Genomic DNA, 18,737 nt, shown 5'->3' on the forward strand with positions numbered 1-18,737 from the left:
TCTACAGCTCCGTCACGACGACGTCGAGCTGCCGCGGCGCGCCCGCGGCCGCCGGGCGCTCCTCCACCGTGTACGCGAGCTCGCGCAGCGCCGTGACCAGGTCGTCCACCGTGTCCGGTGCGGCACCCGTGGTCGCCAGGTCCCGGACCAGCCGGCCCTTCGTGGCCTTGTTGAAGTGGCTCACGACCGAGCGCTTCACGGCGCCGTCGACCACCCGTTCGTGTACCACCCGTACCGCGGCGGTGCGCGCCGCCAGCTCGCCCCGCGGCGTCCACATCGCCGCGTACGCGCCCGAGCGCAGGTCGAGCACCGGCCCGTCACCGGCGGCGTCGGCCAGTACCGGCCCCATGACGCCTTTCCAGTGCCCGCCGAGCGCCCCAAGCCCCGGCAGCTTCACGCCGACCGCACACCGGTACGGGGTGATCCGGTCGTCCAGCCGCACCGCCCCCCACAGCCCGGAGAACACCAGCACCGACCGCACGACCAGGTCGTACCCGTCCGGCCCGAGCGACGCCAGGTCCAGCGCGTCGTACAGCACGCCGGTGTAGACCTCACCGGCGGGCGCCGCGGCGGCCGTCCGCAGCCCGGCGTTGCGGTGCACCTCGCCGACCTGGCCCGGGCTCAGCCCGAGCACCGACCGGGCCGGCTCGGGATCGTCCCCGGCGCACAGCGACACCAGCGACTCCAGAACGCGCTCACGCGCCAGCGTCAGGCCAGGCAGGGACAGCGCGGCCAGGTCGACCGGGTCCCCGGCGCCGGTCGCGGCTTTGCCTTCCGACGGGGGCAGCAGGATGAGCACGGGTGGAACTCCTCGGGTGAGGCGGTGGGTGGCGGCCGGTTCGGACGCCCTGCGATCTGGCCGGCCGGCGCCGACGCCCCTGGACGACCGGCGGCGGTCCGGCAGCCCAGGGTACGGACAGTCACCGGCGATGGCGGGCTCAGCGCGCCGGGGTGAGGTGCCGGTCGCACGACTCCCGCGCGTCCCCGGCCGACTTCGTGCCGTCCGGGCAGATCACGTCGCTCCAGACGGTGTTGGTCAGCTTCGCCCGGTCCAGCCGGGCACCGCGCAGGTTGGAGTCGAACAGCGACGCCCCGGAGAGGTCCGCACCGCGCACGTCGGCGCCGCCCAGGTCGGACCGGCTGAGCGCGGCGGCGCGCAGGTCCGCCCCGCCCAGCCGGGCGCCCTGCAGGCCCACGTTCTCCAGGCGACTGCGGGCCAGCCCGGCCTGACGGAGGTCGGCACGTTCCAGCTTCACCCTGGTCAGGTTCGCCGACTCCGCGGCGGCGCCGGCCAGGTCGGCGTCCGACAGGTCGACGTGGTCGAGCCAGAGCGAGCGCAGGTTCGCCCGGTGCAGGTTGGCCCGGCTGAGGTCGGCCTCCTGCACCGTACCGGTGACCGTGGCGCGTTCCAGGTTGACGCACGGTACCTGCTGCTGGCTCAGGTCGACCCCGTTGACCGCCCGCCGGGACAGGTCGGGGGCATGCGGGCAGGTCCGGCCGTGCTCGCCGATGTCGTCTCCGGCGCCGGGGCCGCCGGTGCCGAGGCCACGGCCGATGATGACGGCCGCGACGAGGACGACCCCGACGAGGTACGCCACCCGCCAGCGCAGCGGAACGCGGTCCACCGCCGACAGCACCTTCGCCGCCGCTACCCGGGGCACGATCCGATTGTCGCGCGGCCCGCCGCGGTGGCGCCGGTCTCCGGCGCTACCGCGGTGCCGGGTTTCCGGTTTCCGGTCGTTTACGCCAGGCGCCGCATGGCCCTCACGTCAGGCGCCGCATGGCCAGTTCGGCCAGCAGCGCCGCCCCGTCGGCGAGCACGCTGTCGTCGAACGCCGCGAGCGGCGAGTGGTTGGCCGGCGCCGACGCCGGATCGTCGGTGACGCAGGCGCCCAGGAACAGGTACGCCCCCGGGACGTTGTGGAGCACCCGGGAGAAGTCCTCGGCACCGGTCATCGGGTTGGCCAGGTCTTCGAACCGCTCCTCCCCGAAGACCTCGCGCACGGTGTCGGCGACGAACCGGTGGTGGTCCGCGTGGTTGATGGTGGCCGGGTACTCGCTGTCGTAGCGCACCTCGACCTGGAGCCCGTACGCCGCCGCGATGCTCTGGCACAGCTGGATCGAGTACTCGCGCACCTGCTCGCTGACCTCCGGCGTGAACGTCCGGATGGTCGCCTCGAACGTCGCGTCGTCGGGGATGATGTTGCGCTTGGTCCCGGCGTGGAACGAGCCAACGGTGATCACGACCGGGTCGAACACGTTGAACCGCCGGCTGACCATGGTCTGGAGCGCGGTGACCATCTCACACGCCGCCGGTACCGGGTCGAGCGCGCTGTACGGGGTCGACCCGTGCCCGCCGGCACCGACCACCCGCACGAACAGCCCGTCGGAGGCGGCCATCAGCGGCCCGGGCCGGGACGAGAACACGCCCCGGGTGATCTGCGAGGACAGCACGTGCAGCCCGTACGCGGCCGCGACCGGACGGCCGGCGGCCGACAGCACCCCCTCGGCGATCATGTGGCCGGCGCCGTCCATGCCCTCCTCGCCCGGCTGGAACATGAAGACCACGTCGCCGGCCAGTTCGTCGCGCCGGGCCGCGAGCAGCCGGGCCGCCCCGACCAGACCGGCGGTGTGCAGGTCGTGGCCGCAGGCGTGCATGACGCCGTCGTGCCGCGAGGCGAAGTCCACGCCGGTACGCTCGGTGACCGGCAGCGCGTCCATGTCGCCGCGCAGCAGCACCACCGGGCCGGGCCGGCCGCCACGCAGCACGGCCGTCACCGACGACAGGGCGGTGCCGGTGCTCACCTCCAGCGGCAGCGGCTCCAGCGCCGCGAGGACCCGCTCCTGGGTACGCGGCAGGTGCAGGCCGATCTCCGGTATCCGGTGCAGCTCGCGCCGCAACTCGACCAGCTCACCCTGGATCGCCTTCGCATCCTCGCGCAGTCCCATGGGTCTCCCTCACCACGACGGTCACCGGCCCGCCAGCGTACGCCGTGCCGCTGGCGGGCCGGTTACCCACGGTGCCTGGCGTCATCCGTTGAAGTCGGCCTGCCGCACCGCGAACACCTCGCGCTTGCCCTTGCGTTCGGTCAGGGTGAACAGGTAGTCGGGCACCCCGCCGTCCCCGTCTCCGGAGGGCCAGTACGAGACGCTCTCGGCGCCGTACTCACCGGTGTACACGACGGGCTGGTTGCCGGAGGTCCGGTTCCAGAACCGCAGCTTCGGGCTGCTGGTACTGCTGTTGAACCAGAACCGGTCGGCCCGGGTCGTCGCGCCCTGGACGTAGGCGAACGGCAGGTCGTAGGCGTCGTACGCGTACGGCCGCGCGGGCATCCGGGTCTGGTAGTCGAGGTCGAAGCGCCACAGGTTGACCCCGGCGGTGTCGTGGTACCCGGACACGACCAGCTTGTCCGGCGACGACAGCCGGTCCAGCGACAGCGACGAGAACGTGATGTTGTTGCTGGGGTTGGTGATCGTCGCCACCTGGACCATCACATACAGGTTTCCGTTGGCGTAGTACTTGCCGTCGGACTGCCGACCGAATCCCTCCCCGGGCAGGCTCGTCGCCTTGACCTGGTGGAGGTAGTTCCAGTCGTACACCCGGATGGTGTTGGTGCACGCCACGTAGAGCAGGTGGCCGTACCACATCGCGCCGCCGGCGTGGCAGGGCACCTGCTGGAAGTTGTTCGGCCCCGACGGGGTGACCAGCAGCACGTGCCGGTAATTGTTGTTGCCGTTGTTGTACCCGCCGGCCGGCGCCAGGCTCACCCGTGACTCCACCGCCGTCTCGTCGTCGGAGCTCTTGCGCTTGTACCAGGTCACGGCCACGGCCTGGACGCCGTCGTACTCGCGCACCCCGAGCGCGTCGGCGGTCGTGGTGATCCCCTGGGGGTACCACCGGAAGGCGTCGTCGCCCTGGTCCTCGCTGTTCCAGCAGAACCCGAACGTCGCGGAGGCCGACAGTCCCGCCGGGTCCGGCCGGCAGGCCGACGACAGCGGCGACATGGGCCGGTTGGCCTGGTCGAGCACCTGGGACACGTCCCGGTAGGTGGAGGCGCCGAGCGCCTGGTGCAGCGCGCCGGCGTTGGCGACCGGGTCCTGGCGGATGGTGTAGCCGAGCCCGGACACCTCCCGGGGACAACCGGTCACCGGCCCGGGCGCGCAGGGCGTCGCCGCCTGCGCCGGACCGGCCACCACCAGCGTCGACGCGCCGAGCAGCAGCGCGGCGGCGACGGTTACGTAACGTCTCACGGCGGCACCTCTCCTTCCGCGGATCCCCGTCGGCTCCGCCCTCCCCCGAGGGTAGGAGCGCGGACCGGACCGGATCGACATCGATCATGTTCGACGTTGTTCGACGTTGTACGAGCGGACTATCGTGACCACCGCCAGTGAGGTTGCGCGACAGCGGATGCATGTGAACGGGGACCATGACCCACGCCTCCGACTCGGGTCTCGACCCGACCGGCGTATCCACGGTGGAGCGGTTCGTGGATCTGCTGCGCCGGTTGCGGGCCCAGTCCGGGCTCACCTACCGTACGATCGCGCGGCGCGCCGAGAGCAACGGCGACGTCCTTCCCGCCAGCACCCTCGCCACCATGCTCGGCCGGCGGACCCTCCCCCGCCGGGATCTCGTGGTCGCCCTGCTGCGCGCCTGCGACGTACCGGCCGACCGCCGGGCGGCCTGGCTGGCGGCGTGGAACGCCCTGGCCACCACCCGGTCGACGACCACGGTCGCGGCGCCGGCGGGACGGCGACCGTACCCGGCCGTGATCCATCCGGGACCGCGCGGCGCCGCCAGCCGCCCCGACAGCGGCACGGTCGCGGTCACGGTGGCCATGGCGATGGCGGGTCGGCACGGGTCCGGCGACGCCGTGCCGGCGGGCGGACGGGGCACCGGACCGGCACCCCCGGCGGGTACCGCCGCGCCGTTCCAGCTGCCACCGCCGCCACCGATCATGATCGGCCGCGACGCCGAGGCGGCCCGGCTGCTCGCCGCGCTGACCGCCGACCGTGCGGTGTGCATCGTGGACGGCCCCGGCGGTATCGGCAAGTCCGCGCTGGCGCTGCACGTGGCGCACCAGATCGCCCGGCGGCATCCCGGCGCCTACTGCCTGTACGCGGAACTGCACGGCGCCAGCGCGGGGCTGGCTCCGGCACCGCCCATCGACCTGCTCGCCCGGTTCCTGCGCGCGCTGGACATCCGGACCGTCCCCTCGTCGGTTGAGGAGGCCAGCGCGCTGTTCCGGACACTCACCGCCCGGCAGCGGGTACTCGTCGTACTGGACGACGCGGCGTCGGCGGCCCAGGTACGCCCGCTGCTGCCGGCCGGGCCGGAATGCGTCACGCTGGTCACGAGCCGTTGGCGGCTGCCCGACCTGGACGTCACCGCGCGCCTGACGCTCGGCCCGGTCTCCGCACCGGCCGCGGTCGACCTGCTCGGGCGGCTCTGCGGACCGGCGCGACTGGCCGCCGAGCCGGCGGCGGTGTCGACGATCGTGAGCCGGTGCGGCGGCCTTCCGCTGGCGCTGCGGATCGTGGGAGCGCGCGCCGCGACCCGGCCCGAGGCCACCCTGGCCGGCCTCGCGGAGCGGCTCGACGACGAGCGCCGGTACCTCGACGAGTTGCAGGTGGGCGACCTGTCGGTACGGGCCGGCCTGCGGGTCGGCTACCGGGAGTTCAGCGCGGCGCCGGAGGGCGGACGGCGGACGGCGGCGCGGTTGTTCCGGCTGGCGGCGCTACCCGACTGGGCCGACGCGGGCCCGGCCGCCTGCGCGGCGCTTGCCGGCCTCCCGGTGCGCGCCGCCGAGCAGGCCCTCGACCAGCTCGTCGAGGCCCACCTGCTGGAGCCGTCCGGCGACGGCCGGTACCGCTTCCACGACACGGTCCGCATCTTCGCCCGCGAGCAGGCCGACGCCGCCGAGTCCCCGGCGGAGCGCACCGCCGCGCTGCGGCGGCTGACGGCGTCGCTGTTCGCGACCGCGGCGGTGGCGGCGCGGCTGCTGTACCCGCACGACCGGTTCACCGGCGCCGGCCCGTCCTCGCCGGGGAACGCACCACGGCCAGCCGACGCACCGCGATCCGACGGTCCGCCGCTGGCGGCGGACGCACCGCTGTCCGGCGGCGCCGACGCCTGGGCCTGGTTGGCACGCGAGCACACCAATCTCCTGCTGGTCGCCCGCCAGCAGCTCGCCGTCGGGGAGTGCCTGCCGATCGTCCGGGATCTCGCGCCGACCGTGGCCAAGTTCCTGGACTACACCGGGCGCTTCGCCGAACTTGCCGAGTTCGGGCGGCTCGCCGTCCAGGCCGCACAGCGCCTCGATGACCGGCCCGGGCTCGCCCGCGCCCTCAACAGCCTGGCCGTCGCCGCGCTCCAGCAGGGGCGGCCCGCTGAGGGCATCGACCTGCTCGAGCGTAGCCTCGCGGTACTGCGCGAACTCGGCGACCGGACCGGTGAGGCGATGTGCCTGAACAACCTCGGCAACGCACACCGCGACAGCGGCGACCTCGACGCGGCACTGCGCCACCTACTCGCCAGCCTGGCGATCCGGTGGGAGCTGGACGACCGGTACAAGGTCGGGTCCACCCTGGACAACCTCGGCATCGTCCACCGACGCCGGGGTGACTACGACCGGGCGCTGGCGCACCACCGGGCCGGCCTGGCCATCACCCGGCGGCTGGGTGACCGCCACCGGGAGAGCCTCATGCTCACCAACCTCGCCGAGACACTCCACGCGGCGGGCGATTACGGCGCGGCGGCGGCACGCGCCCGGGAGGCCCTCGCGCTGTGCGAGGAGCTGGACCATCGCCGTGGCTGCGGCCTGGCGCTGCGGGTACTGGCCGACGCCTGTGCCGCCCAGGGCCTGCCCGACCGGGCCCGGGAGCACCGCGAGCGGGCGCTGGCCCTGCTCGACGGCGTCGACGAGGAGGCGTGCGCCGCGCTGCGGGCGGCGCTCGCGGAGCCGTAGCCACCCGGCGCCCCTCGCCAACAGCGTGGAGTAGTCGTACCGCGCGTCACCGGTCGCCATGGCGGCCTGGCCCGCCGCAAACGGGTGCCACAGGCCCGGCCGGACGGCGCGGTGCCGGCGTCACCGGCGGGCCAGCCACGATCGCGGTGCGGGTAACGGGTACGCCGCGGGGTAGCTGCCGGGTCGTCCGCTCCCCCGACCCTCCAGCCCGAGGTGACCATGAGCGTCCAGCCCCAGGTGACGACGAGAAGGGGCCTGACGACGGTGGGCGCCATCCTGGTCGCGCTCCTCGTCTGCGGTCTCGTCGGCACCCCGCCCGCCCGCGCCGCCACCACCGGCCTGCGGGTCGCCGACGGTCGGCTCGTCGAGGCAAACGGCCGTGACCTGGTCCTGCGTGGCATCAACCACGCGTACACCTGGTACCCCGGCCGGACCGGGACGTTCGCGGCCATCAAGGCCGCGGGCGCGAACTCGATCCGGCTGTCGCTGGCGATCGGCCGGCGCTGGAAGCCGGCCTCCACGGCGGCTGACCTGGCCGCCGCCGTGGCACTGTGCAAACAGAACCGGCTCATCTGTGTGCTCGACGCGCACGACACGATGGGCTACGGCCAGCAGGCCGGCGCGGCGTCGATGGACCAGGCGGTCGACTACTGGCTCGCCGTCCGCAGCGCCCTCGTCGGGCAGGAGAACTACGTCATCCTCAACATCGCCGACGAACCGTTCGGTTACAAACGGGACATGACGTGGACCCGGGACACGATGCGGGCCATCGGGCGGCTGCGTGCCGCGGGCTTCCGGCACACGCTCATGGTCGACGGCCCCGACTGGGGCCAGGACGAGTTCTTCACCATGCGCGACAACGCCCCGAAGGTGCTGGCGTCCGACCCGGCCCGCAACGTCCTGTTCGACGTCCACATGTACGGGGTGTTCCACACGCCCGCAAAGGTCCGCGCGTACCTGCAGTCGTTCGTCGACCGGCGGCTGCCGCTCGTGGTGGGCGAGTTCTCCGACAACCACCCGTACGGCAAGCCCGCCGTCGACGCGATCCTGGCGTACTGCCAGCGGTACCGCCTGGGCTTCCTGGGTTGGTCGTGGAGCGGCAACACCGAGGCGGCCTACCTGGACATGGTGCGCGACTTCGACCCCGCGCTGCGGACCCCGTGGGGCGTACGGTTCCTCAGCGGCGTCAACGGGCTGCAGGCCAACGCGCGCGAGGCGAGCGTGTTCGGCGCGGACGGTGCCGGCGCGCCGGACGGTACGGCGCCGCGAGGGCGGTGGACCTGGCCGGACCTGTGGTCGTGGTCGCTCGCCCGGGCGACCGCCGTCCGGGCCTTCCCGGCCTGGCCGGCCTCCCCCGCCGCGGCCGGGGTCAGCCCGTCGGCCCCGCACCTGGCCGCGGCCGTCAAGCCCGGCGACACGGTCACCCGGACCGGTGACGTCGCCACCCGGCCCGCCGCGGTCCGGGTCACGCCGCGCCGCGCGGCGTGGGCCTTCGCGCCCCGCTGAGCGGCCCGGTCGGTCCCACGGCGGATCCGTCCTCCGCCGTGGGACCGTGCTGCTCGTCGTGGATGTAGACCCCGCCGCGCAGCAGGGACACCACGGCACCGAGGGCGGCCAGCACCGCGGCGAGGACGAACACCACGACCAGGCCGTCATGGAACGGCCCGGCCAGCAGCGAGGGCAGGAACGTCCGGCCGGTCAGCGTCTGCACCGTCGCGGGCGGCAGGCTGTGCAGCACCCCCGTGTTGGCCAGCAGGGAGCCGATCGGGTTGCTGCCCAGGAACGCGGCGAACATCAGGCCGACCGGCGGCACGGCGGCGACCGCGGCGACCGCCTGCTCCGGTACGCCCTGGGCGGACAGCCCGGCGCGCAGCGCGCCCGGCAGCGAGTGCGACAGGCCGGCGACCAGCAGCGAGAAGAAGACCCCGATGGACAGCACCATGCCGGCGTTCTGGAAGGTGGCCCGTACCCCGGAGGCGACGCCGCGCTGGCCGGCCGGTACCGCGTTCATGACGGCGGTCGTGTTCGGGGCCGAGAACAGCCCCGACCCGACCCCGTTGACCAGCAGCAGCGCCGCGAAGACCGGGTAACTGAAATTGACCGGGATCAGCAGCAGGCCGATGAAGCTCGCGGCCATGATGACCAGGCCGCCGGTGGCGAACACCTTGGCGCCGTACCGGTCGGACAGGTACCCGGAGACCGGCCCGGCCACCACGAACCCGATGGTGAGCGGCAGCAGGTAGATGCCGGCCCACAGGGGCGTGTCCGCGAAGTCGTAGCCGTGCAACGGCAGCCAGATGCCCTGCAACCAGATGATGAGCATGAACTGGAGGCCGCCGCGGGCGATCGCGTTGAGCAGGGCGGCCGCGTTGCCGGCCCAGAACGCCTGGATGCGGAACAGCCCCAGGTCGAACATCGGCTGCGGCACCCGGACCTCGATCACGCAGAAGGCGACCAGCAGCGCGCACCCGCCGACCAGGCCGGCGATCACCACCGGGTTGGTCCAGCCCTCGGTGTGCCCGCCGTACGGCTGGATGCCGTAGGTGATCGCCGCGAGCAGCGCGGTCAGCCCGGCCGCGAAGGTGACGTTGCCCCACCAGTCGACCCGTACGCCGGTCCGCCGGGTCGCGGTCTCGCGCAGGTTGCGGTACGCCCACCAGGTACCGACGGCACCGACCGCCACGCTCACCCAGAAGATCGCCCGCCAGTGCCAGGCCGACAGCAGGCCGCCCAGGACGAGACCGATGAAGCTGCCGGCGAGGCCCGCCACCTGGTTGACGCCGAGGGCCATGCCGCGCTCGCGGGCTCCGAACGCGTCGGTGAGGATCGCCGTGGAGTTGGCCATCAGCATGGCACCGCCGACGCCCTGGACCAGTCGCCAGCCGATCAGCCACAGCGCGCCGGCCTCGCCGCCGGCGGGGGTCAGCGCGAGGGCCACCGAGGCCACGGTGAAGACCGCGAAGCCCGCGCGGTAGACGCGCACCCGCCCGTACATGTCGCCCAGTCGCCCGAGGGTCACCACCAGGACGGCGGTGACCAGCATGTACCCCATGAGCATCCACAGCAGGTAGCTGACGTTGCCCGGCGCGAGGGGGTCGAGGTGGATCCCGTTGAAGATCGCCGGCAGGGAGATGATCAGAATGGACGCGTTCACGGTGGCCATGAGCATGCCCAGCGTGGTGTTCGACAGCACCGACCACTTGTACGGAAGCCCTCGGTGGCGCGGAGGCCGTCGACCGGCTGGCGTGCCGGCGGTGGCGGCGGTGGACGGCATGGCACTCCCCCAAAATATTTAACCTAAGCTAATGATATTCCCGCGTGGGCACTGACCGCCCGCGCCCACCAGTCACGGAAGGCAGCAGCCACGATGTACGACGCGATGCTGGCGGAGACCGTCACCATCACCGGCCACGGCGGGGACGAGATCGAGGCGTACCTCGCCCGCCCGCTCGGCCCCGGCCCGTACGGGTCGGTCGTGGTGATCCACCACATGCCGGGCTACGACGAGGCGACGAAGGAGATCACCCGGCGCTTCGCCACCCACGGGTATCTGGCCATCTGCCCCAACCTGTACACCCGGGAGGCGCCCGGCGCGAGCCCGGACGACGCGGCGGCCGCGGCCCGGGCCGCGGGGGGCGTACCCGACGAGCGACTGGTCGGCGACGTCGCCGGCGCGGCGGCGTACCTGCGCGGGCTCACCTCCTCGAACGGCAAGGCCGGCGTGATCGGCTACTGCTCGGGCGGCCGGCACGCCTTCCTCGCCGCGTGCAGCCTGCCGCTGGACGCGGCCGTCGACTGCTACGGCGCATTCGTGGTCGGCACCCCACCGCAAGGGTTCCCGATCGCCGTGAAGCCGCTGCTCGACATCGCCGACCGGCTGTCCTGCCCGCTGCTCGGGCTGTTCGGTGCCGAGGACCGGTACCCGTCGCCGGAGCAGACCGCCGAACTGGACGAGACGCTGACCAGACTCGGCAAGGAGCACGAGTTCCACACGTACCCCGACGCCGGGCACGCGTTCTTCGCCGTCGACCGGCCGAGCTACCGTCCGCAGGCCGCCGTCGACGGCTGGAACAAGATCTTCGACTTCTTCGGCCGGCACCTGAGCGCTTGAGGAGCTTTCGACCATGTGCACGTACGTCACCGAGAAGATCGAAGTCGACGGCAGCAGCGGCAAGGGTCCGCAGGGCTGGTTCCCGCTGACCCACGCCACCGTGTACGTCGACCACCCGGTCCACGCACCGCAGGAGCACACTCTCAACATCGACTTCATCAACCCGTCGGCCGGTCCGTCGGCCCGGGTGGCGGTCGAACTGACCGAGGAGTCGGCCCTCGCGCTGATCGACGCGATCCGGGCGGCGCTCGCCAGCGCGCCCCCGGGGATCGCCAGCGGCCGGCGGGACGGCTGACCCGGGTCGGCGGCCGGGCGGGCCGGCGCGGCGGCCGACCATCCACGCTCGACGATTACCGGAACCGCCTCAGCGGCGTGGGCGCGTCACGGGGTCGACGGGTCGGACCACGGGCTGCCGAGGTGCATGAGGTAGTTGTCGGCGATGTGGTTGAGGATGCGCCGGGCGTCCCGGAACCGGTCGGCGACCTGAGACACCACGGCCATGCGGGCGGTGGTCACCGGTACCAGCTCGGACGCCCGCCGGTACCAGCACTGCCCCAGGTGCTCCAGAAGCTGGATCGGTGGCGCCGTGACCAGCGCGCTCTGATCCTGCGGAGAGAGCCCGGCCGCCCGCAGCAGCCGCACGGCGTCGAACGGCCCCAGCGCGTGCAACTGGGCGTAGTCCGGGAACACCCCGGTCAGGAACAGCGAGACGTCACCCAGCCGGCGGTAGGCTCCCGGCTGGTACGCGGGCGGCGCCTGCTCGGCGACCTGGGCGAGCCGGACCGGGTCCAGTTCGCTGTACCGCTGCGAGTGCCAGCCCCGCGCGGTCCGCGTCCGGTACCGGCCGCTGGCCACCCGGACGAACGAGGCCAGCAGCTCCGCCAGGAACAGCCGGCGCAGCGGGTCGCTCAGGAAGTCCCGGAGCCGGGGAGCGTCGAACACGGGTACCCGCTGCCGGGGCGCGGACCGCTCCGCCACGAACTGGACGGTCGCCAGTTCCCGCGCGGCCTGCTCGACGGTGACCAGGAACGCCAGGAACGGCGATACCCTGACCAGTCCGACCGGGTCCCGCCCGAACAGCCGGTCGAACAGCCCGGGGTGCCCGAGCAGCTCCATGACGGTTGCCGGACGGCCACGAAGATCGCCGGCCCGGTCGAGATCCATCCCCAGGGGCACGGCCAGGATCCGCAGGTCCTCGTCCGTGAGGTGGTCAAGATAGCTGCGCCCCGCGCCTACCTCGTCCATGGTCCAACGCTATGCCGCAGCGTGACGGGGTGACCACCGTCGGGCAGCCGGCCCGGCGGTGGTCACCCCGTCACAGCCGATCGAACGGCTCGGCGTAGTGGAAGGTGCCGGTCAACGGCCGGTACTCGGTCAGCGTGCGGATCTGGAAGTACTTTCCCCAGCGAGGGTCGGGGGGCGCGATCCCGTACTCGGTGGAGATCCGGAAGCCGTAGCGGCCGTAGTAGCCGGGGTCGCCGAGGAGGGCCACCAACGGTTCGCCGAGCGCGTCGGCCGCGCCGAGCACCGCGTGCATCAGGGCCTTGCCGACGCCGGCGCGCTGGCGGTCGGGGTGCACCGCCAGCGGCCCCAGACCGACGGCCGGCGCGCCGTCGATGTGGCCCCGACTGCAGGCCACATGCCCGACCACCGCCCCGCCGGCCGGCTCCACCGCCACCAGCGACAGCCGGGGCAACCAGCCGGCGTCGGCCCGGAGGGCCTCGACCAGCGTCACCTCGGCCGGAACGCGGTCGGGGTCGTCATCGCCGGCGAACGCCGCCGCCACGACCGCCCGTACCGCGGACACGTCACCGGGTTGTTCCTGTCGTACCAGCATCCGGCCATCCTGCAACCGGACCGCCCCGGCCGCACGTACGCAACGCCGTCGCGGTGCGCATCCACCATGCGTGGCTTCAGCCCGCGTCACCATCCTCATCGACCTCGATGGCGCCGGCCGGGCACAGCACCGCGGCCCGCCATACCGCTTCCCGCGACTCCCCGGGCACCTCCGTCAGCCGTACCAGTACCAGACCCTCGGCGTCGTCCTGGTCAAACACCTCCGGGGCGGTCATCACACAGTTACCGGAGCCGCAGCAGCGGTCCCGGTCGGCGCGTACCCGCATGTCCGCCTCCCCCCTCACGATCACGTCACCAGGTCACGGGCAGCCGTTGCAGGCCGTGGATGAATGAGTGTCGGCGCGGCTCGACCTGGTCCTCCGGTACGGCCAGCCGCAGCCCGGGTAGCCGCCGGGCCAGCGCGACCAGCGCGATGCGCAGCTCGGCCCGGGCCAGCGGCTGGCCGATGCACTGGTGGACGCCGAACCCGAACGCGACGTGCTGGTGGGCCCCGCGATCGCCGTCGAACCGGTCCGGCTCGGCGAAGACGGCCTCGTCCCGGTTGGCCGCCGACAGCAGGGCGATGACGCCCTCCCCGGCCCGGATGCGGCGGCCGGCGACGTCGACGTCCGCGACGGCGACCCGGGGCAGGCCGGTACGCACGATCGTCAGGTACCGCAGCAGTTCCTCCACCAGCGCCGGGGCCCGGCCGGGGTCGGCCGCCAGCGCGGCGAACTGCCCGGGGTGGCGCAGCAGGACGAGGGCGCTGAGGCCGATCATGTTCGCCGTCGTCTCGTGCCCGGCGACGAGCAGCAGCACGGACATACCGACGGCTTCCTCGTGGGTGAGCTCTCCGGCCCGCATCCGTCCGACCACGAGGCGGCTGAGCAGGTCGTCGCCGCCGTCCCGCGCCTTGGTCCCGATCAGCCGGCTGAGGTAGTCGCGCAGTTCGTCGGCGGCGGCCTGGGACTGCTCCAGCGGCACGCTGTTGCTGAGCAGCACCCGGCTGCGGCTCTGGAAGAAGGCGTGGTCGTCGTAGGGCACGCCGAGCAGGTGGCAGATCACCAGCGACGGGACCGGCAGGGCGAACGCCTCGACGAGGTCGGCCGGCGGCCCCGCGGCGGTCATGTCGTCGAGGAACCCGTCGACCGTCCGCTGGATCAGCGGTTCCATCCGCCGCACGTTCTTGATCATGAACTCGGGCGTGAGCATCCGCCGGTAGCGCGCGTGCTCGGGCGGGTCCATCCGGATGAAGAAGCCGGCCCGGTCACCGTCACGGGCCGGTGGCAGCGGCCGCAGCAGCGGAAAGCCCGCCTTCCCGATGTCGGCGCTGAACGCCGGGCTCCGCAGCACGTCACGCACGTCGGCAAGGCGGGTGACCAGCCAGGCCCAGCCACCGGCGGGCAGCGCCACCCGGATGATCGGCTCGTCGGTCTTCAGCAGCTCCGCGGGCGCGGGCGGGTCGATCGGGTTGTCCCCGAGTTCGGGAAAGGGGAACACGGGAAGGTCGGTGGCGGCGGTCCCTGACATGCCGAGGCCTCCTTGAGGACGACAGTGCGGGTACTCCCTCGCAGAATCCCAAGTTACCCCGAAGTAGTGCCACGTAGGGCCATCCGGACACGCCTTGCCAGAACGGCAATCGCCGCTCCCCGCCGACCGTGCCGGTCCAGCAGCGGTCGCCGAGCCCACGACCGCCGCCGGACCGTCCTGCGTGTCGGCGCCTCAGCGGGCGCCGAGCAGGTGCTCCACCGCGAGCTGGGTGAGGTGCACGGCACCGAGTCCGCGGGCCGCCGCGGCGTCGATGTCGAAGTCCTCGAAGGCGCTCCGGTCGGCCACCAGGTCGGCGTACGACTCCCCCGGCGCCAGGGTCGGCACGGACAGCTGCGCGACCCGGCTGGCCTCCAGCGCCGCCTGTACCTCAGGGTCGGCCCGGAACGCCGCCGCCCGCTCCTTGAGCAGCAGGTACGTACGCATGTTGGCGGCCGCCGAGGTCCACACGCCGGTCAGGTCCTCGGTACGTGCGGGCTTGTAGTCGAAGTGCCGGGGTCCGGTGTAGGCCGGCCCGCCGTCGGGGCCGTTCTCCAGCAGGTCGACCAGGAAGAACGCGTTGAGCAGGTCGCCGTGGCCGAAGACCAGGTCCTGGTCGAACTTGATGCCGCGCTGGCCGTTGAGGTCGATGTGGAACAGTTTGCCCTGCCACAGCGCCTGACTGATGCCGGCGGCGAAGTTCAGCCCGGCCATCTGCTCGTGGCCGACCTCCGGGTTGAGGCCGACCATGTCGTGGTGCTCGAGGGTGGAGATGAAGGCCAGGGCGTGGCCCACCGTCGGCAGCAGGATGTCGCCGCGCGGCTCGTTGGGCTTGGGCTCGATGGCGAAGCGGATACCGTACCCGCGGTCGACGACGTACCGGGCGAGCAGGTCGATGCCCTCGCGGTAGCGGTCGAGCGCGGCCCGGATGTCCTTGGCGGCGTCGGACTCGGCGCCCTCCCGCCCGCCCCAGAACACGTACGTCCCGGCGCCCAACTCGGCGGCGAGGTCGAGGTTGCGCATCACCTTGCGCAGCGCGTACCGGCGGATGTCGCGGTCGTTGCTGGTGAACGCGCCGTCCTTGAACACCGGGTGGTTGAACAGGTTGGTGGTCGCCATGGGCACGACGAGGCCGGTCTCGGCCAGCGCCTCCCGGAACCGGGCGATCTGCTTGTCGCGCGCGGCGTCGTCGCTGCCGAACGGGATCAGGTCGTCGTCGTGGAAGGTCACCCCGTACGCGCCGAGTTCGGCGAGCCGGTGCACCGTCTCAACCGGATCGATGGCCGGCCGGACGGCGTCACCGAAGGGGTCGCGACCCTGCCATCCCACCGTCCACAGGCCGAACGTGAACTTGTCTTCCCGGCACGGGGTCGCGCTGCTCGGACGGGCACTCATGTCGTCTCCCAGAGGCTCTCATGGCGGTCGATCTTTTGTTTATCGATTGAACTTATTGCCGCCCACCCACTATGGTCAAGACCCGTGAACGGCCCCGTACGCCAGCGCAGCCTCTGGCAGCACAACCTCGCCGTGGTCCTGCGCCACGTCGGCGCCGGTACGCCCACCTCGCGCGCCGAGGTAGCGGCGGCCACCGGCCTGACCCGCGCCACGGTCTCCAGCCTCGTCGACGACCTGCTGCGCGCCCGCCTCGTCACCGAGGTCGAGCCGGCACCACGCACCGGGGCCGGCCGTCCGGCCACCGGACTGGTCCTGTCATCCGACGGCCCGGCCGGCCTCGGGCTGGAGATCAACGTGGACTTCCTGGCCGCCGCCGTGGTCGACCTGACCGGAGCGGTCCGCCACCGCGCCGTACGCCGCGTCGACCAGCGCGACCGGGCACCCGACCGGATCCTCGCCGACGTGGCGCGGATGGCCGCCGAGGCGGTCGACGCCGTGGACCCGCCCGTGGCGGCAGCGCGGCTCGCGGTGCCCGGCCTGGTCGACGCCGACGGGCTGGTCCGGGTCGCGCCCAACCTCGGCTGGCGCGACCTCGACGTGCTGGGCCCCCTGCGGGCGGCGGCCGACTGGCCTGGCCTGCCGGTCACCGCTGACAACGAGGCCAACCTCGGCGCACTGGGCGAACTGGCGGCCTGCCCGTCCACCGACTTCCTGTACGTCTCCGGCGAGATCGGCATCGGCGCCGGTCTGGTGCTCGGCGGCACCCTCCTGCGCGGGGCCCGCGGCTGGAGCGGCGAGATCGGGCACGTGACGATCTCCCCGGACGGACCGGTGTGCCGGTGCGGGGCGCGCGGCTGCCTGGAGCGGTACGCCGGGCAGGAGGCGGTCCTGCGAGCGGCCGGGATCGGGCCGGATCCCACACTGTCGGCCGACGCCGCCGTGACCCGCCTCGCCGACCTGGCCGCCGCGGGCGACCCGGCGGCGCTGCGCGCGCTGCACGACGCCGGTACGGCGCTGGGCGTGGCCGCCGCCGGCGTGGTGAACCTCCTCGACGTGGACACCGTCGTGCTGGGCGGCAGCTTCGCGGCGCTCGCGCCCTGGCTCGGCTCGCAGGTGGAGCGCGAGGTGCGCGCGCGGGTCCTCACGGCCGCGTGGTCGCCGGTCGAGGTACGCGCGTCCACGCTCGGCGGTGCGACGGCGGTCATCGGCGCCGCCGACTCGGTCGTCCGGGACATCCGCACCGCCCCCGCCGACTTCGTGAGCGCCACCCGATGACCCGGAGCCGGTGGACGGTGGGCCACCGACCGGCCTCGGTGGACGGCGACCACCGACCCGGCCTGAGTGGATGGCGACCACCGCCCGACCCGAGTGGCCTACACCCGCCACTTGCCCACCTGACCGGGCATTATGCCGCCGATGACGGTTTCATGACGATCATGTGGCCATCCGGTGCTCACGTGGTCTCCGAATTGTTATCGCAGGCGGCGAACTCGCGCCGTGTCACCCATTGCGCGAGAGCGTCGCATCGAAATACGTTGCCGGACACAACAAACCGTGTGACCGGGGCCACCCGCGCCGGCACGACCGGTCGACGTGACCCACCCGAGATACCGGACACCCCCGCCAGCGCCGCTCCCTGCGGTCGCCCACCCGAAAGGACTGTGCTCATGCGCAGAGCCGTTGTCGCTCTCGCTGCCGCGGCCCTCACCGCCGGCAGCTTGGCCGCCTGTGGCAACAACAACAACTCGTCCGGCGGCACGAACACCCAGGGCAAGAAGCCCAAGATCGGCGTCATCCTGCCCGACAGCAAGTCCTCGGCCCGCTGGGAGACCGCGGACCGCAAGTACCTGCAGGCCGCCTTCGACGCCGCGGGTGTGGACGCCGACATCCAGAACGCCCAGAACGACAAGAACGCGTTCCAGACCATCGCCGACCAGATGATCACCAACGGCGCCACCGTCCTGCTGATCGTCAACCTGGACAGCGGCACCGGCAAGGCCGTCCTGGACAAGGCCAAGGCGCAGGGCGTCGCGACCATCGACTACGACCGCCTCACCCTCGGCGGCAGCGCCCAGTACTACGTCAGCTTCGACAACACCAAGGTCGGCCAACTGCAGGGCGAGGGCCTGGTCAAGTGCCTGTCCGCCAAGGGCGCGCAGAAGCCGGTCGTCGCCGAGCTCAACGGCTCCCCGACCGACAACAACGCCACCCTGTTCAAGAACGGCTACGACTCGGTACTCAAGCCCAAGTACGACTCGGGCGAGTACGTCAAGGGCCCGGACCAGTCCGTACCGGAGTGGGACAACGCGCAGGCGGCCACCATCTTCGAGCAGATGCTGACCCAGAAGCCGGACATCAAGGGTGTGCTGGCCGCCAACGACGGCCTCGGCAACGCCGCCGTTTCGATCCTCAAGAAGCAGAAGCTCAACGGCCAGGTTCCGGTGACCGGCCAGGACGCCACGGTGCAGGGCCTGCAGAACATCCTCGCCGGCGACCAGTGCATGACGGTCTACAAGGCGGTCAAGAAGGAGGCCGACGCGGCGGCCGAGCTGGCGATCGCACTGGCCAGGGGCGAGAAGAAGACCGTCGCCGGCAAGGTCACCGACCCGACCACCAAGCAGGACGTGCCGTCGGTGCTGCTCGACCCGGTCGCCATCACCAAGGACAACGTCAAGGACGTCGTGACCGACGGGTACGTGACCGCGGCCGAACTGTGCACCGGTGAGTTCGCGGCCAAGTGCGCCGAGGCCGGCATCAAGTAGCCCCCACCCCCATCACGGTCGGCACAACCGCGGACGTCGCGGCCTCGCACACAGTTGTGCCAGGCCGCGACGTCCGGGCCGGTCCGGCAACCCGCGGGACTCCCGTGCGGATCCGGTACGGTCACCGGCGGCTGTGCCGAT

The 18,737-nt window shown here is 72.8% G+C and carries 16 protein-coding genes; 6 read left to right on the forward strand and 10 right to left on the reverse strand.

The annotated features are described in order from the left end of the window. Position 1: 1 nt before the first annotated feature. The 4 genes from yaaA to ACNTMW_RS17470 all read right to left on the reverse strand — a co-directional run bounded on the left by yaaA (position 2) and on the right by ACNTMW_RS17470 (position 4,251). On the reverse strand, positions 2-799 hold the full coding sequence (yaaA, locus tag ACNTMW_RS17455; RefSeq protein ID WP_426634700.1) for a peroxide stress protein YaaA: 798 nt from the start codon (positions 797-799) through the stop codon (positions 2-4). Between the two features lie 139 nt (positions 800-938). Next, positions 939-1,661: a pentapeptide repeat-containing protein gene (locus ACNTMW_RS17460; protein ID WP_426634701.1), complete on the reverse strand. Its 723-nt coding sequence runs from the start codon at positions 1,659-1,661 to the stop codon at positions 939-941. A 103-nt stretch (positions 1,662-1,764) separates the two neighbouring features. Then, positions 1,765-2,949, reverse strand: a complete 1,185-nt coding sequence (locus ACNTMW_RS17465; protein ID WP_426634702.1) for a M20 metallopeptidase family protein — start codon at positions 2,947-2,949, stop codon at positions 1,765-1,767. Positions 2,950-3,030: 81 nt separating this feature from the next. Then, positions 3,031-4,251 carry a hypothetical protein gene (locus ACNTMW_RS17470; protein ID WP_426634704.1) on the reverse strand — a complete coding sequence of 407 codons (1,221 nt, stop codon included), beginning with the start codon at positions 4,249-4,251 and terminating at the stop codon, positions 3,031-3,033. Positions 4,252-4,427: 176 nt separating this feature from the next. On the opposite strand from ACNTMW_RS17470, the gene ACNTMW_RS17475 reads away from it, so the two are divergent. Both ACNTMW_RS17475 and ACNTMW_RS17480 read left to right on the forward strand, forming a co-directional pair. After that, a complete protein-coding gene (locus ACNTMW_RS17475) occupies positions 4,428-6,965 on the forward strand; it encodes a tetratricopeptide repeat protein (RefSeq protein ID WP_426634705.1) in 2,538 nt (845 codons plus the stop codon). Between the two features lie 219 nt (positions 6,966-7,184). Next, on the forward strand, positions 7,185-8,471 hold the full coding sequence (locus ACNTMW_RS17480; RefSeq protein ID WP_426634706.1) for a cellulase family glycosylhydrolase: 1,287 nt from the start codon (positions 7,185-7,187) through the stop codon (positions 8,469-8,471). On the opposite strand, the gene ACNTMW_RS17485 is transcribed toward ACNTMW_RS17480, so the two are convergent. After that, positions 8,431-10,158, reverse strand: coding sequence for an MFS transporter (locus ACNTMW_RS17485; protein WP_426634707.1), 1,728 nt, complete (start codon positions 10,156-10,158; stop codon positions 8,431-8,433). The two genes, ACNTMW_RS17480 and ACNTMW_RS17485, sit on opposite strands and share 41 nt — an antisense overlap. Before the next feature lie 174 nt (positions 10,159-10,332). Between ACNTMW_RS17485 and ACNTMW_RS17490 the strand changes: the two genes are divergently transcribed. Together ACNTMW_RS17490 and ACNTMW_RS17495 are read left to right on the forward strand one after the other, a co-directional pair. Continuing rightward, positions 10,333-11,076 carry a dienelactone hydrolase family protein gene (locus ACNTMW_RS17490; RefSeq protein WP_426634708.1) on the forward strand — a complete coding sequence of 248 codons (744 nt, stop codon included), beginning with the start codon at positions 10,333-10,335 and terminating at the stop codon, positions 11,074-11,076. A 13-nt stretch (positions 11,077-11,089) separates the two neighbouring features. Next, positions 11,090-11,371: a DUF6295 family protein gene (locus ACNTMW_RS17495; protein WP_426634709.1), complete on the forward strand. Its 282-nt coding sequence runs from the start codon at positions 11,090-11,092 to the stop codon at positions 11,369-11,371. Positions 11,372-11,457: 86 nt separating this feature from the next. Here ACNTMW_RS17495 and ACNTMW_RS17500 read toward each other — a convergent pair whose 3' ends face one another. The 5 genes from ACNTMW_RS17500 to xylA all read right to left on the reverse strand — a co-directional run bounded on the left by ACNTMW_RS17500 (position 11,458) and on the right by xylA (position 15,834). Continuing rightward, the gene (locus ACNTMW_RS17500; RefSeq protein ID WP_426634710.1) at positions 11,458-12,321 is read right to left on the reverse strand and encodes a hypothetical protein; all 864 of its coding nucleotides are present in this window, start codon (positions 12,319-12,321) and stop codon (positions 11,458-11,460) included. Between the two features lie 70 nt (positions 12,322-12,391). Further along, positions 12,392-12,913 carry a GNAT family N-acetyltransferase gene (locus ACNTMW_RS17505; protein ID WP_426634711.1) on the reverse strand — a complete coding sequence of 174 codons (522 nt, stop codon included), beginning with the start codon at positions 12,911-12,913 and terminating at the stop codon, positions 12,392-12,394. Between the two features lie 76 nt (positions 12,914-12,989). Then, entirely contained in the window at positions 12,990-13,217 is a 228-nt protein-coding gene (locus ACNTMW_RS17510; protein WP_426634712.1) for a ferredoxin, read from the reverse strand. Positions 13,218-13,224: 7 nt separating this feature from the next. Then, positions 13,225-14,442, reverse strand: a complete 1,218-nt coding sequence (locus tag ACNTMW_RS17515) for a cytochrome P450 (RefSeq protein WP_426634713.1) — start codon at positions 14,440-14,442, stop codon at positions 13,225-13,227. A 192-nt stretch (positions 14,443-14,634) separates the two neighbouring features. Then, a complete protein-coding gene (gene xylA / locus ACNTMW_RS17520) occupies positions 14,635-15,834 on the reverse strand; it encodes a xylose isomerase (protein ID WP_426634714.1) in 1,200 nt (399 codons plus the stop codon). A gap of 84 nt (positions 15,835-15,918) precedes the next feature. On the opposite strand from xylA, the gene ACNTMW_RS17525 reads away from it, so the two are divergent. Both ACNTMW_RS17525 and ACNTMW_RS17530 read left to right on the forward strand, forming a co-directional pair. Beyond that, complete coding sequence (locus ACNTMW_RS17525; RefSeq protein WP_426634715.1) at positions 15,919-17,109, forward strand: ROK family protein; 1,191 nt, start codon at positions 15,919-15,921, stop codon at positions 17,107-17,109. Between the two features lie 392 nt (positions 17,110-17,501). Continuing rightward, entirely contained in the window at positions 17,502-18,596 is a 1,095-nt protein-coding gene (locus ACNTMW_RS17530; RefSeq protein WP_426634716.1) for a sugar ABC transporter substrate-binding protein, read from the forward strand. Positions 18,597-18,737 lie beyond the last annotated feature (141 nt).

The organism is Planosporangium spinosum (genome assembly GCF_049999945.1).
In the GTDB taxonomy this organism is placed as follows: domain Bacteria; phylum Actinomycetota; class Actinomycetes; order Mycobacteriales; family Micromonosporaceae; genus Planosporangium; species Planosporangium spinosum.

What these genes read in the sequence shown, in the direction of transcription:
- ACNTMW_RS17530 (WP_426634716.1), top strand. Translation starts at nt 17,502, where the DNA reads ATGCGCAGAGCCGTTGTCGCTCTCGCTGCCGCGGCCCTCACCGCCGGC.
- ACNTMW_RS17495 (WP_426634709.1), top strand. Translation starts at nt 11,090, where the DNA reads ATGTGCACGTACGTCACCGAGAAGATCGAAGTCGACGGCAGCAGCGGC.
- ACNTMW_RS17500 (WP_426634710.1), bottom strand. Translation starts at nt 12,321, where the DNA reads ATGGACGAGGTAGGCGCGGGGCGCAGCTATCTTGACCACCTCACGGAC.
- ACNTMW_RS17475 (WP_426634705.1), top strand. Translation starts at nt 4,428, where the DNA reads ATGACCCACGCCTCCGACTCGGGTCTCGACCCGACCGGCGTATCCACG.
- ACNTMW_RS17465 (WP_426634702.1), bottom strand. Translation starts at nt 2,949, where the DNA reads ATGGGACTGCGCGAGGATGCGAAGGCGATCCAGGGTGAGCTGGTCGAG.
- xylA (WP_426634714.1), bottom strand. Translation starts at nt 15,834, where the DNA reads ATGAGTGCCCGTCCGAGCAGCGCGACCCCGTGCCGGGAAGACAAGTTC.
- ACNTMW_RS17505 (WP_426634711.1), bottom strand. Translation starts at nt 12,913, where the DNA reads ATGCTGGTACGACAGGAACAACCCGGTGACGTGTCCGCGGTACGGGCG.
- ACNTMW_RS17490 (WP_426634708.1), top strand. Translation starts at nt 10,333, where the DNA reads ATGTACGACGCGATGCTGGCGGAGACCGTCACCATCACCGGCCACGGC.
- ACNTMW_RS17480 (WP_426634706.1), top strand. Translation starts at nt 7,185, where the DNA reads ATGAGCGTCCAGCCCCAGGTGACGACGAGAAGGGGCCTGACGACGGTG.
- ACNTMW_RS17515 (WP_426634713.1), bottom strand. Translation starts at nt 14,442, where the DNA reads ATGTCAGGGACCGCCGCCACCGACCTTCCCGTGTTCCCCTTTCCCGAA.